This is a genomic window from Nocardia sputi (genome assembly GCF_023501985.1).
The window spans coordinates 147,378-159,503 of the sequence record NZ_JAMFLC010000007.1; the positions used below are offsets into that span (position 1 = coordinate 147,378).

The window sequence follows — 12,126 nt, forward strand, 5'->3', positions numbered from 1 at the left end:
ACAAGAGTGCGGGAGTGCTGAATGACCGAGTCGAACGGGAAGACCGCCCTGGTTACCGGGGCCTCGCGGGGGATAGGCCGGGCCATCGCCGAGCGCCTTGCCGCCGACGGCGCCGAGGTGGCCGTGCATTACGGCACCAACAAGGAGGCGGCCGAAGCGACGGTGTCGGCGATCCGGCGCGCGGGCGGCCGGGCGTTCCCGGTGCGCGCCGAACTGGGCGTCGAGGGCGACATCGACCAGCTGTTCGGCGAATTGGCGGCAGGCTTGGGCGGCAGGCCGTTGGACATCCTGGTGAACAACGCCGCGATCATCGCCTACGAGGCCACCGTCGAGCAGGCCACGCCCGAGGACTTCGACCGGCTGTTCGCGGTCAACGTACGGGCGCCGCTGTTCATCGTCCAGCGGGCGTTGCCGTTGCTGCGCGACGGCGGGCGCATCGTCAACATCTCCTCCGGCGTCACCTGGTTCGCCACGCCGGAGGTCGTCTACGGCATGACCAAGGGCGCGCTCAACGTGCTGAGCAGGTCGCTGGCGAACACGCTGGGGCCGCGTGGGATCACGGTGAACACGGTCTCGCCGGGCATCACCGACACCGACATGAACTCCTGGCTGCACACCAACGACGGCGCGATCGCGGGCGTCGCGGGCATGACCGCGCTGGAGCGCGTCGGCAGCGGCGCGGACATCGCCGACGCGGTGGCCTTCTTCGCCTCCGACGACGGGCGCTGGGTCACCGGCCAGACGCTGGAGGTGAACGGCGGCTTGTTCCTGGGGCCGAAAGCGCCGTCGTGGTGAGCGCCGGACACGATCGGGCGCGGACGTCCGGCGCCCGCGTTTCCGGTTAGGGTGGGGCGCATGGTCGAGTCGACGCGAATCGTGCTTGCTTCCCGGCCGGTGGGCGCGCCCACCCCGGAGAATTTCCGGACCGAGATCGCGAAGCTCCCCGCACCGGATGAGGGCGAAGTCCTGCTGCGCACCCTCTACCTGTCGCTCGACCCGTACATGCGCGGCCGTATGAGCTCGGCCGAGTCCTACGCCGACCCGGTGGAGATCGGCGGGGTGATGGTCGGCGCCACCGTGGCCGAAGTGCTCGAATCCCGCGACCCGTCGGTCGCGGAAGGCGATGTGGTGCTGGCCTATTCGGGGTGGCAGACCCACGACGTCGCCCCGGCGCGTGGGCTACGCAAGCTCGACCCGGGCAAGGCCCCGGTCTCGACCGCACTGGGTGTACTCGGCATGCCCGGGTTCACGGCCTACGCGGGACTGCGCGAGATCGGCAAACCCCAGCCGGGGGAGACACTCGTGGTGGCCGCGGCCACCGGACCGGTGGGCTCGGCCGTCGGCCAGATCGCCAAGATCGGCGGCACGCGCACGGTCGGCATCGCGGGTGGGCCACGCAAGGTCGCCTACCTGGACGAACTCGGCTTCGACGTCGCGCTCGACCATCGCGCCCCCGACTTCACCGAGCAGTTGGCGGCGGCGGTGCCCGACGGCATCGACGTCTATTTCGAGAACGTCGGTGGCGCGGTGGCGGACGCGGTCTATCCGCTGCTGAACACCTACGCGCGCGTGCCCGTCTGCGGGCTGATCGCCAACTACAACGCGGCCGGCGCTCCGGAGGGGCCGGACCGGCTGCCCGCCTACTACGGCCGCATCCTGACCAAGAGCCTGACGGTGCGCGGATTCATCCAGACCGAGTTCGTCCGCGAGTTGTTCCCGGACTTCCTGCGGCAGATGGGGGAATGGGTCGCCGAGGGTCGTGTGCGTTATCTCGAGGACGTGGTGCCCGGCTTGGCGGCAGCGCCCGAGGCGTTCATCGGCATGCTCGAGGGGCGTAACTTCGGCAAGGTGGTCGTGCGGGTCGCCGACTGATCAACGCGCGACCGCGCCGCCGCCGATTCCGAGGTACACCACCATCAGCACGAACAGGAACCAGCCCGCACCCTGCCAGATCGGCCAGGTCCGGCCGCGGCGCCACTGCACATAGGTTTCGACGAAGGCGCCGATGCCGCCGATCAGCAGGATCGCGGACGGTCCGAGCACCACGGCGACCTGCGCGGCGCTGTCACACAGCAGCCTGTCCCGTTCCGCGCACTCGCGCTGGGCGGCCCACAGCAGGATCAGCACGAAGACCAGCGCGGCGGTGGCGAGCACCGAGGCGACGTAGGTCACGGCGCGGCGGAAGCCGCGCGGATCGCGCCAGCGCTTCTCGACGTCTTCGACCATGTTCACCGCCTTCGCCGTCCGCGGCCGTCGGGTCCATCCGACGTGATTGCCGCGCCGCGACGGCTCAAACGTCGCCCGCTTCGGCTCAGGGCTTGCGCCCGACCCCCGCCCAGTACCAGGCTGATCGCGGCTCGGCATCCGATTCCGCACGCCAGGCGGTGATCGGCACGACACCCGGCTCCAGGAGTTCGGTGCCGGTGAAGAAGGTTTCGGTTTCCTCGCGGCTGCGCGGCCGGAACGCGATGCCCGCCCGCTCGGCCGCGGCCGTCGCGCGCGCCATCGCACGCGGGTCGAAATCGGCGGTGGAATGGGTGAGCACCAGGTAGCTGCCCGACGGCGCCGCGTCCAGCAGCCTCCCGACGACGCCGTGCGGATCGGCGCTGTCGGGTAGGAACATCATGATCGCCACCAGGATTATCGCGATCGGCCGGTCCGGGTCGAAAGTGTCGGCCAGGACGGGCGCGTCCAGAATGGCGCGCGGATCGCGGAGATCGGCGTCGAGGAACGCGATCCGGCCTGGTGGTTTGCCCGCCATCAAGGCTCTGGCGTGGGCGAGTACGAGAGGGTCGTTGTCGACGTAGACTACGCGCGCGGACGGATCGATCCGCTGGGCCACCTCGTGCGTGCTGCCGGCTGTGGGCAGGCCCACGCCGATGTCGAGGAATTGATCTATGCCCGCCTCGCCGGCGAGGCAGCGCACCGCCCGGCCGAGGAACGCGCGATTGGCGCGAGCCATATCGCGGATGCCGGGAATGTGCGTGGCGATCGTGTCACCGAGCGCGCGGTCGGCGGGGTAGTTGTCCTTGCCGCCGAGCCAATAGTCGTAGACCCGCGCCTCGTGCGCGAGGTTCGTGTCGAGCTTGATCGGCGACCCGGCGCGCACCCACGCGTGACCGTCCGGCATGGCGACTCCCTTCCGAGGCGGCGCCGGGCACAGCCGGCGCGGCACCGCTGTCGCCTCCCGAATGACGACCCCGTGTGACGAATTACGCGTCAAGGATAGGGGTGCGAACATCTGGCACACGGTGATTCGACCGGATGATCCCGATCTTCGCTCAGACCTGGTCGGCGGCGGCGAATCCGGCCGAGATCTCCTGTGCGGTGACCTTCGCGAGTTCGACGAAGAACGGCACGCGTTCGGGAATCATCAACGTCGTGGGGCCGCGCAGACCCAGCGCGAACCGGCAGCGGCCCGCCGGGTCGAGGATGGGCAGCCCGATGGTGCGGAATCCGGGATCGAGTTCCTCGTCGTTGTAGGCGTACCCGCGCTCGCGTGTGGTGACCAGTTCCGCGCGCAGCTCGCCCGGCCCGGACACCGAGCGCTCGGTCCCTTCGTCGTAAGGCAGCTCGCGCAGCTGCTCGTCGGTGGCCTCGGACCAGGCCAGCAGCGCCTTGCCGAGCGCGCTGGCGTGCAGGGGCAGGCGTACGCCTTGGAGCGCGTGCCCGTCGGTCTCCCGCCACCGGCTGGTGCCGAGCAGTACGGCGTGGATCCCGTGGCGGGTGGCGACCGAGCAACTGGCGCCGGTGGTGCCCGCGAGGTGTTCCAGATATGGTTCGGCGAGGTAGATCCGGTGCTGGCGGTAGGCGATCTGTCCCCACTCCGCCAGTGCGCCGCCCATGCGATACCTGCTGGATTCGGCGTTCTTCTCCAAGAATCCCGCCTGCACGAGCGTGGCCAGCAGGCGATGCGTGGTGCTCACCGCCAGGCCCTGCTGCCGCGCCACCTCCGAGACGCCGCGCTCCCGGCCGTCGCGGAAGCAGTCCAAGACCGAGAGAGCGCGGGTGACGGTCTGCACGCCGGAGGGTTCCACGAATGCGACGGTAACACAGGGCTGCGGACCAAACCGTTCGATCTTTCCGATATTTGGAAAGCGATGAGAAGGTCAAGGTGGATACTTCCGCAACACTCCGTTTAGGAGCGGAAGTAAGGGGGGTTTCGGGCGAGCTGGGCACTGACCCCGATATGTCAAGCTTTCCGATCCACGGAAAGCATTACCTCGTGACCAGGTCTCCTCCTCCCTACTCTGCGAAGGCATTGATCGACATTTCCGACAAGGAGTCCTCACGATGTCCCGCAGGCGGCAAGCCCTCATGCGCATCGCGCTAGCGATCGTTCCCTTAGTCGCACTCGTCGCCGCGTGTGGTTCGGACGCCGACGACGACACCGGCGCGGGATCCTCTTTCGTGCTGAAGGTCGCCGATCCCGGCAACTCCGGGCCGCTGGCGGTCGGCAAGCGCGACGGAACCTTCGACGCGGCGCTGGCGCCGCTCGGCGCGAAGATCGAGTGGGTCGGTATCACCCCCGGCTTCAGCTCGAACCTGAAGCTGTTCAACACCGGAGAACTCGACGTGTCCGGCGCGGCGTTCAGCCCCGTCGTCGGCGCGCTGTCCAAGGACGTTGGCGTGCGGATCGTCGCGGTACAGGATCCGGCGGGCAAGGATCAGAGCGGCATCATCGTGGCTCCGGAATCGGGCGTGCGTTCGGTCGCCGAGCTGGTCGGCAAGCGCGTCGCGGTGAATCCCGCCGCCAAGGGCGAGTACATCCTGCTCAAGGCGCTCGCGCAGGCAGGGGTCCCGGCCGACAAAGTGACGCGGGTTCCGCTGCAACAGAAGGACGCCGCTTCAGCGTTCGCGACCGGCAAGGTGGACGGCTGGGCGTCGTTCCTGGTGCCCTACCAGGAGGCCAAGGCCAACGGCGGTGTCGAGATCGCCACCGAGAAGAGTATCGGCTCCAACGACAATACGGTCGTCGTGTTCCGCACCGAGGTGCTCGAGCAGCGCCCGGACGTGGCGGCGAAGTATCTCGAAGTGCTGCAGGGTCTGTCGGTGAAGCAACGGGCCAACCCGGCCGAGTTCGAGAACGTCTTCGAGAAGACCGGTCCGCGCGCGCTGTCGGGCCAGCGGCTGTCGGACGCCCACCGGGTCGGCGCCGAGGCCAGCGTGCCGCACCTGCCGAACGAGGCGGACGCCGCCGCCTTGGCCGACGTGGTGAACACCTTCTTCGACAACGGCGTCATCACCCGCAGGATCACCGCCGCGGACATCTTCTACGACCTGAAGTCCAAGCTGACGCCCGAGCAGCTGGCATCGGTCCAGGCGGGCAGCTGAGATGGCGGTGATCGCCGCGGCGGGGCCGGGGCCCACTGAGCTCGCCCCGCCCCGTAGCCGCGTCGGAAAGCGCAGGCCCACTTGGTTCTCGGTGCCGTTACGGTTCCTGCTTCCGGCAGTGATCGTGGCCGGTTGGTGGGTGGGCTCCGCGACCGGAGCACTCTCCGAGCGTGTGCTGGCGGGCCCGCCCGCCGTGTGGACGGCATTCACCGAGCTGCTCGGCACCGGCCAGCTGGTCGACTTCGCGGTCGCGTCGTTCGTGCGCGCCGCGCTCGGCGTCGGCATCGGCGTGGCCATCGGGTTGACGCTCGGGCTGCTGTCCGGGTTGTCCGGCCTCGGTGAGGAACTGGTCGACTCGACCATGCAGATCCTGCGCGCGGTGCCGTTCCTCGCGCTGGTGCCGCTGTTCATCGCCTGGTTCGGCATCGACGAGCTGTACAAGGTGCTGCTCATCGCCGTCGCGACGGTCGCGCCGATGTACGCGTACACCTACCTCGGCGTCCGCAACGTCGACCGCAAGATGGTCGAGGCCGCCCGCGGTTTCGGGCTGGCGGGCCCGCGGCTGGTGCTGGAGGTCGTCCTGCCTTCGGCGCTGCCCGGGGTGCTGATGGCGCTGCGGGTGTGCTTGTCCATCAGCATCACCGGTCTCATCGCTGCCGAACAGGTCGGCACCAGGGAGGGTGTGGGCTACCTGGTCACCTTGGCCCAGGAGTACAACCGCACGGACTACATGGTGCTGTGCGTCGTGTTGTACGCGCTGCTCGGTCTGGTCTTCGACGGGCTGGTTCGGCTGGCGGAGCGCTTCGCGATGCCATGGCGCGGACAGGTGGCGATCCGATGACCGCCGTCACCGAACCCGGAGCGGAGCTGACCACCGCGCCCGTGCCGACCGAACCGGTCGCGGTATCGATCACCGGCCTGCGGAAGTCCTTCGGCGACAAGACGGTTCTCGACGGCGCCGATCTGACCATCCGGCGCGGCGAGTTCGTCGTCCTGCTCGGGCCCAGCGGCACCGGCAAGACCACGCTGCTGCGCCTGCTCACCGGACTCGAAGCGCCGGACGCAGGGGAGGTGCTCGTCCCCGGCAGGCGCACCACCGTGTACCAGGAGCCGCGGTTGATCCCTTCGAAACGGGTGCTGGCGAACGTCATCGTCGGGCAGCGCCGGTCCCGGCACAACCGGGAAGCGGGACTGCGTGCGCTCGCCGAGGTCAACCTCGTCGGCAAAGCCCGGCAGTGGCCTGCCACACTCTCCGGCGGCGAAGCGCAGCGCGCTGCGTTGGCTCGCGCCCTCGTGCGCGACCCCGAACTGCTGCTGCTCGACGAGCCGTTCGCGGCGCTGGACGCGCTGACCCGCTTGCAGATGCAGGATCTGGTCGGCGACCTCGTCGCCCGGCACCGTCCCGCGGTACTGATGGTGACCCACGACGTCGACGAGGCGATCCGGTTGGCCGACCGGGTGCTGATCCTGGACAACGGGCGCTTCGCCGTGGATGTCGACATCGACGTGGCCCACCCGCGCGACCGCGCCGACCCCGAGACCCTGCGCTACCGATCCCTTTTCCTCACCCAGCTCGGCGTGGGTCACACCACGCCCGCTCCAAGGAGTGCCCCATGACCGACACCCTCTGGTACACCCGTTGCCCGGTTCCGACCGCGAGCGGGCTCGCGCACAGCCTCGGCTGGCTCGGCGATACCGCCACGCGGGCCGGGCTCGACTTCGGCGTCCTCCAGGACGCTGGACCGGAGCTGGCCGGCCACCACTTCCTGCACGACCTGTCCGGGCTGATCCGGGAGGGCGGCAACGTTCCGGCCCTCGCGGCGCGCGCACAGGGATCGCCGACCCGTTTGATCGGATTGACCTGGATCGATGAGGCACAGGCCATTCTGGTCGGTCCGGACTCGACGGTCCGCGGCCCCGCCGAGCTGACCGGGCTGCGCGTCGGCGTTCCCGCGTGGGCACAGGACCAGGCGCGCAGCTTCCCCCGGGCGATGGCCCTGCACGGCTTCGCGAACGCACTGTGGCTCGGTGGACACACCCTGGCCGACGTGACCATCGTCGAACTCGGCGTCGAGCGGAACCCGCAGGTGCGCACCGAAGTCCAGGCGAACCGGCGCGCCGTCACCTGGGGTGTCGAGGAACTGCTGCGCGGCGAAGTGGACGCCGTCTACGTCAAGGGCGCCCGCGCTCAGGAAGTCGCGCGAGAGCACGGTCTGCGCGTCGCCGTGGATCTGGACGCCACCGACGCCAAACGCTCGCGGGTCAACAACGGCACCCCCCGCCCGATCACCGTGCACGCCGACTTGCTCCAGGCGCGTCCGGAGGTGGTCGTGGAGTTCCTCGCGCAGAGTCTGCGGGCGGCGGACTGGGCCGCGGGCGATTTGCACGGGGTGCGGGAGGTGTTGCAACGGGAAACGCTGTCCGGCCCGGAGGGTGTCGTCGCGGCGTACGGCGAGAACTTCCACCGCGACCTGCACCCCTCGCTGTCGGAAGAGCGGATCGAGCTGCTCGGCGTGCAGAAGCACTTCCTCTACACACACGGTTTCCTCGCCGCCGATTTCGACCTGGACTCCTGGGTCGCGCCCGAACCGCTGGCCCGGGCCAGGGAACTCGTCGAGTCCGGGCGGGTGCCCGCATGACGGAGTTCCTGTGGCGTCTGCCTTCCCGCGGCGACGGCCGCCACGCCCGACCGCGACAGCGCAACCGCGGCGGCTTCGGCGGACCCGTGCCGGGGACACCCGCGACCGACCTGCGGCCGGGACGGTACGGCCCGTTCGACGACCTCGCCCAGATCATCGATGCCGCCGAACTGGCCGGACTGGACGGGGTGCTCGCGCCCTACGACCCGGACGGCGAGGAATCGTGGATCGTCGCGGGCGGCGCGCTGCGCGGCACGCGATACTCCCGCGTCGTCGTCGAATTCCAGCCCGCCTTCGGGACACCGGTCTACGCCGCGAAGATGTCCGCGACCCTGCAACGTATTTCGGGCGGACGCCTGGCATGGCGGCCGGCCGTGGACACCGACCCCGCCGACGCCCGGACCCGCGGCGATCGCGTCACCGGAGACGACCGCTACGCCAGGGCGGCTGAATTCCTCACCGTCGCCCGCGGCGTATGGAACGACGCTCCGGTGGCCGCGGCGGGATTCGCGGGCACCGGGTTCCACTACGCGGGCGCTCATTACGACGTGATCGACGGTGGCTTTCGCGGCATCCTGTCGGGGCTGCCGTTCCCCACGGTCTACCTGTCCGGCGATTCCGCCGCGGCGCTCGAGCTTTCGGCCCAGCACGGGGACGTGCACGTTTTCACCGAGACCGCGGCGGGCGTGCGGACCGCGATCGGCGCCCTGCGCGCTCGCGCCGCGGCGGCGGGACGGACGGTACGGGCTGGACTGGAGCTGCCGGTCATCGCGCGGGAAACCGAGGACGAGGCGTGGGCGCGCGTCGAACGGCAGTGGCGCGAGGTGCACCCGGATGGACCCGGCGCACGGGAACACGATCTGGGCGACGGCCGCTGGTCGGGGTTCGCCGACCTGGGATACGCCGCGAGCATCGGCCTCGTCGGCAGCTACGCCCAGGTGGCGCACCGCCTTACGTCCTACGCCGAGGCAGGCGTCGACAGCGTGGTGCTCTCGGGGCACCCGCACATCGAGGAACTGCATCGCGCGGGCGAACATCTCTTGTTCCTCGCCGACCCGGTCGGGCGCACCCTGACCGCTCAGGAGGCAACCGCATGACCATCGACATCTACTGGCGCATCGGCATGGAGGGTGACCACGCCTCGCTGCGCACCCCGCGCCGATACAACCGCGGCCACGCAGGCGGTTACGGGCCGGGCAACATCGCCCCCGCCATCCGTGGCGGCGCACTCGACGGCTACGGCTACATCGACCACATGGCGGCGGTGGCGAAAGCCTCCGAATCGGCCGGTTTCCTCGGCGGCTTGCTGCCGTCGTTCCCGGTGACCGACGACCCGTGGGCGGTCGCGGCCGCGCTGGCCGGGGAGACCACCACCTACCGGTTCATGGTCGCCTTCCAGCCCGGCTTCCTGCATCCGGTGCAGGCGGCGCGGATGTCGGCGAGCTTGCAGCGCGCTACCGGCGGCAGGCTGGTCTACAACATCATCAGCGGCGGCGGCGGGCCCGCCCAGCTGTGGTGGGGCGACAAAGTGGCGCACGACGATCGCTACGCGCGCACCAGCGAATTCCTCGACGTGCTGCGCGGCGTGTGGGACGGCGAGCCCTACGACCACGACGGCCGGTTCTTCCGCACCGAGGGCGCCGCGCTTGCGCCGGGCATCGCCGGACAGCCGTTCCCCGAGGTGTACTTCTCGGGGTCCTCGGCCGCCGCGGTCCAAGCCGCAGGCAAGCACGCCGACTACTACCTGTCCTGGCTGGAGCCGTTCGGCGATCTGCGCGCCAAGTTCGACGGCGTGCGCGCACACGCCGCGACGATCGGCCGGACACCGAGATTCGCCGTCCGCATCGACATCCTGGCCCGGCACACCGAGGAGGCGGCCTGGGCGGAGATCGAGAAGGGCTGGGCCTTCATCGACCGCGGCGCGGCCGAGCGGGCCGCCAAGGGCGATTCGGTCGGTGCCGCCCGTATCCAGGGCTGGGTGCCCGAAATTATCACCGGGTACCGCGACCTGGAAGTACAGCCCAACGTCTGGTGCGGGTTCAGCCTGATCCGCGGCGGACCGGCGTTCGGCCTGGTCGGCAGCTACGAGCAGGTGGCGCAGCGGCTCGACGAGCTGATCGACCTCGGCGTCGACGCGTTCATCCTCGCTGGCAACCCGCACCTGGAGGAGGCCTACCGCGTCGGCGAAGAGGTGCTTCCACTGCTCGGCCGGTCCCGGCTCACCGCGTCTGCCGCCGCGACGTCCCTTTCCCCCGCTCGATGATTCAGGAGAGACAATGACCACCACCGAGACCCGATTGCCGGAGTCCGTCACCGCTTTCGTCGCCGCCGCCACCCGCGACGCGCAGAAGGCGTTCCGAGTGTTCCGGGAGACCGGCACCGTTTCCGGCAACGGCACCGTCAACTTCGTGGAACGCGTGCCGGGCGAGGAGATCGCCGTCGCCTTGAACGAGCCGGGGCCGTGGGCCGACGACCGTACCGTCGCGCCGGTGATCGCCACCTTCGACGGCGAGGTGCTGTCCGGGACCGGCTCCGCCGGCTTCGTCACCGGCTACGCGAAGGTGTTCCGCGCGCATCCGGAGATCACCTCCGTGGTGCACATCCACACGCCGTGGCTGGGCGGATGGGCGCAGACTCACCGCACGCTGCCGATCCGATACGCGGCCTCGCAGCGCCTCACCCTGTCCAGGGCCATTCCGCCGCACATCGATCGCAGCATCGGGGCGGGGGATTTCATCCTGTCGAAGCTGGTCGACGACCCGGACCTGGTCGCGATCTTCGAAGCGAACGGCGGCGCGAACGTGATCGGCCGCTCGGGGTTGCTGGAGCTGGCGAAGTTCGTCGTGCTGCTCGAGGAGGGCGCGCAATATCAGGCGATCGCCGAAACCCTCGGCGGCGCGGTCGAATTCGATCCGTCCAACCTGGCGGTGCAGTGGAGCCGCAGCGGACTCGCCGACGAAGCCCGCCGACGCGGCTTGATCTGACCGGCGCCACCCACCGAAATCGAGGACCATCATGACCGTTCGTGTCGGCTACTTCCCGCACAACAATTCACTGTTCGTCCTGCGCCACCGCGGCATCTTGGAAAAGCTGCTGCCCGATCCGGAATGGGTCGACCTGCGTGACCTGCCCCGCCCGGCGCCGGTCGACCCGAGGACGGGACTGCCGTCGTCGCATTCGGATCATCTGTTCACCGGAGGCTACGACTTCATCGGCACCGGCTTCACACCGCCGCTGACCGCGCTCGCGGGCGGGCGCGACATCGTCTACGTCGGCATCTCCGGACCTCGGGTGGAGAACGGCCGCCTGGTCACCAAGGCCGATTCCGGTATCGAGACCGTGTTGGATCTGAAGGGCAAGCGAGTCGGCATCGCGCACGGTTCCTGGCAGACCACCCTCGCGTTGCTCGCGCTGGACAGCGCGGGACTTGCCTGGCGAGACATCGAGCCGGTGGACACCGACGTGCACGACGGCGGCGCGGCGCTGCTGCGCGGTGACCTGGACGCCTGGGTCGGCGCGTACCCGGGTCTCGCGGCGGTCGAGGCGGCCACCGAGCTGCGGACCCTCGTGGACACCGAGTCCCTGTTCAGCCATCCCTCGCTGTGGTTCACCCGCCGGGACTTCGCCGAAGACAATCGCGCGGCGCTGACGGCGATCATCACCGCTTTGCAGCAGTCCGACGCCTGGATCAGGGAGAACCCGCGAGCGGCCGCACAGTACTTCGTGGACGACGCGATCGCCCGTGGCGCCACCGCGAGCCTGGACGAGTGGGAAGCCGCCCTGCGCGGCAGGCCGTTCGGCGTCGAACCCGTATCCGAGGATTTCCTGGACGAGCAGCAGCACGCGGCGGATCTGCTGACCGCAAACGGTCTGCTGCCGCGGACGGTGCGCGTCCGGGATGTGGTCCTGCCGTGGATCGGCCGGACGGTGCTCGCCGAATCGGTGGCATCGGTCTGAACGGCTGAACGGCTGAACGCGCCGCAGTGTCGGATCGACGCCCCGGCGCGTTTGGTGTTCCGCCCCGGTCAGCGAGGTGAAATATCCGGTCGGCCACCGTGTCTCTCGGTTGAGCGCAGCTCGAACCAATACGCTGCGACAACGGTGGCATAACCGGCCACGACTGCCGTCGCGGTGACGATCAATAGTGTGATGA

13 protein-coding genes are annotated in these 12,126 nt (G+C 69.7%); 10 read left to right on the forward strand and 3 right to left on the reverse strand.

Annotation, left to right across the window (positions count from 1 at the left end):
* Window positions 1-21: 21 nt before the first annotated feature.
* Together M8859_RS12445 and curA are read left to right on the forward strand one after the other, a co-directional pair.
* Entirely contained in the window at window positions 22-795 is a 774-nt protein-coding gene (locus M8859_RS12445; protein ID WP_159928299.1) for an SDR family oxidoreductase, read from the forward strand.
* 60 nt (window positions 796-855) lie between these two features.
* Window positions 856-1,872 carry an NADPH-dependent curcumin/dihydrocurcumin reductase gene (curA, locus tag M8859_RS12450; RefSeq protein ID WP_159928297.1) on the forward strand — a complete coding sequence of 339 codons (1,017 nt, stop codon included), beginning with the start codon at window positions 856-858 and terminating at the stop codon, window positions 1,870-1,872.
* On the opposite strand, the gene M8859_RS12455 is transcribed toward curA, so the two are convergent.
* From M8859_RS12455 to M8859_RS12465, 3 genes are all read right to left on the reverse strand, one after another.
* Window positions 1,873-2,226 carry a hypothetical protein gene (locus M8859_RS12455; protein WP_195070627.1) on the reverse strand — a complete coding sequence of 118 codons (354 nt, stop codon included), beginning with the start codon at window positions 2,224-2,226 and terminating at the stop codon, window positions 1,873-1,875.
* Between the two features lie 85 nt (window positions 2,227-2,311).
* Window positions 2,312-3,130, reverse strand: coding sequence for an SAM-dependent methyltransferase (locus tag M8859_RS12460; protein WP_159928293.1), 819 nt, complete (start codon window positions 3,128-3,130; stop codon window positions 2,312-2,314).
* Between the two features lie 151 nt (window positions 3,131-3,281).
* Window positions 3,282-4,037 (reverse strand): IclR family transcriptional regulator, encoded by a 756-nt coding sequence (locus tag M8859_RS12465; RefSeq protein WP_195070626.1) that lies wholly within the window; start codon window positions 4,035-4,037, stop codon window positions 3,282-3,284.
* A gap of 256 nt (window positions 4,038-4,293) precedes the next feature.
* Here M8859_RS12465 and M8859_RS12470 point away from each other — a divergent pair, with 256 nt between their 5' ends.
* Genes M8859_RS12470 through M8859_RS12505 form a run of 8 tightly spaced genes read left to right on the forward strand, consistent with a single transcriptional unit; the run spans window position 4,294 to window position 11,930 of the window.
* A complete protein-coding gene (locus M8859_RS12470) occupies window positions 4,294-5,334 on the forward strand; it encodes an NrtA/SsuA/CpmA family ABC transporter substrate-binding protein (RefSeq protein ID WP_159928289.1) in 1,041 nt (346 codons plus the stop codon).
* Between the two features lies 1 nt (window position 5,335).
* Window positions 5,336-6,175, forward strand: coding sequence for an ABC transporter permease (locus tag M8859_RS12475; RefSeq protein WP_159928287.1), 840 nt, complete (start codon window positions 5,336-5,338; stop codon window positions 6,173-6,175).
* Window positions 6,172-6,951, forward strand: coding sequence for an ABC transporter ATP-binding protein (locus tag M8859_RS12480; RefSeq protein WP_249644239.1), 780 nt, complete (start codon window positions 6,172-6,174; stop codon window positions 6,949-6,951). Before M8859_RS12475 ends, M8859_RS12480 begins: the two co-directional genes overlap by 4 nt.
* Window positions 6,948-7,973, forward strand: a complete 1,026-nt coding sequence (locus tag M8859_RS12485; protein ID WP_159928283.1) for an ABC transporter substrate-binding protein — start codon at window positions 6,948-6,950, stop codon at window positions 7,971-7,973. The genes M8859_RS12480 and M8859_RS12485 overlap by 4 nt, the downstream gene beginning before the upstream one ends.
* Window positions 7,970-9,070, forward strand: coding sequence for an LLM class flavin-dependent oxidoreductase (locus M8859_RS12490; protein ID WP_195070624.1), 1,101 nt, complete (start codon window positions 7,970-7,972; stop codon window positions 9,068-9,070). Before M8859_RS12485 ends, M8859_RS12490 begins: the two co-directional genes overlap by 4 nt.
* Window positions 9,067-10,236 (forward strand): LLM class flavin-dependent oxidoreductase, encoded by a 1,170-nt coding sequence (locus M8859_RS12495; protein WP_195070623.1) that lies wholly within the window; start codon window positions 9,067-9,069, stop codon window positions 10,234-10,236. The genes M8859_RS12490 and M8859_RS12495 overlap by 4 nt, the downstream gene beginning before the upstream one ends.
* 13 nt (window positions 10,237-10,249) lie before the next feature.
* Window positions 10,250-10,957: a class II aldolase/adducin family protein gene (locus tag M8859_RS12500; protein ID WP_159928277.1), complete on the forward strand. Its 708-nt coding sequence runs from the start codon at window positions 10,250-10,252 to the stop codon at window positions 10,955-10,957.
* A gap of 31 nt (window positions 10,958-10,988) precedes the next feature.
* Window positions 10,989-11,930, forward strand: a complete 942-nt coding sequence (locus tag M8859_RS12505) for an ABC transporter substrate-binding protein (protein WP_249644240.1) — start codon at window positions 10,989-10,991, stop codon at window positions 11,928-11,930.
* Window positions 11,931-12,126: the final 196 nt, after the last annotated feature.

What these genes read in the sequence shown, in the direction of transcription:
- M8859_RS12495 (WP_195070623.1), top strand. Translation starts at nt 9,067, where the DNA reads ATGACCATCGACATCTACTGGCGCATCGGCATGGAGGGTGACCACGCC.
- M8859_RS12480 (WP_249644239.1), top strand. Translation starts at nt 6,172, where the DNA reads ATGACCGCCGTCACCGAACCCGGAGCGGAGCTGACCACCGCGCCCGTG.
- curA (WP_159928297.1), top strand. Translation starts at nt 856, where the DNA reads ATGGTCGAGTCGACGCGAATCGTGCTTGCTTCCCGGCCGGTGGGCGCG.
- M8859_RS12455 (WP_195070627.1), bottom strand. Translation starts at nt 2,226, where the DNA reads ATGGTCGAAGACGTCGAGAAGCGCTGGCGCGATCCGCGCGGCTTCCGC.
- M8859_RS12475 (WP_159928287.1), top strand. Translation starts at nt 5,336, where the DNA reads ATGGCGGTGATCGCCGCGGCGGGGCCGGGGCCCACTGAGCTCGCCCCG.
- M8859_RS12500 (WP_159928277.1), top strand. Translation starts at nt 10,250, where the DNA reads ATGACCACCACCGAGACCCGATTGCCGGAGTCCGTCACCGCTTTCGTC.
- M8859_RS12470 (WP_159928289.1), top strand. Translation starts at nt 4,294, where the DNA reads ATGTCCCGCAGGCGGCAAGCCCTCATGCGCATCGCGCTAGCGATCGTT.
- M8859_RS12505 (WP_249644240.1), top strand. Translation starts at nt 10,989, where the DNA reads ATGACCGTTCGTGTCGGCTACTTCCCGCACAACAATTCACTGTTCGTC.
- M8859_RS12490 (WP_195070624.1), top strand. Translation starts at nt 7,970, where the DNA reads ATGACGGAGTTCCTGTGGCGTCTGCCTTCCCGCGGCGACGGCCGCCAC.
- M8859_RS12460 (WP_159928293.1), bottom strand. Translation starts at nt 3,130, where the DNA reads ATGCCGGACGGTCACGCGTGGGTGCGCGCCGGGTCGCCGATCAAGCTC.
- M8859_RS12445 (WP_159928299.1), top strand. Translation starts at nt 22, where the DNA reads ATGACCGAGTCGAACGGGAAGACCGCCCTGGTTACCGGGGCCTCGCGG.
- M8859_RS12485 (WP_159928283.1), top strand. Translation starts at nt 6,948, where the DNA reads ATGACCGACACCCTCTGGTACACCCGTTGCCCGGTTCCGACCGCGAGC.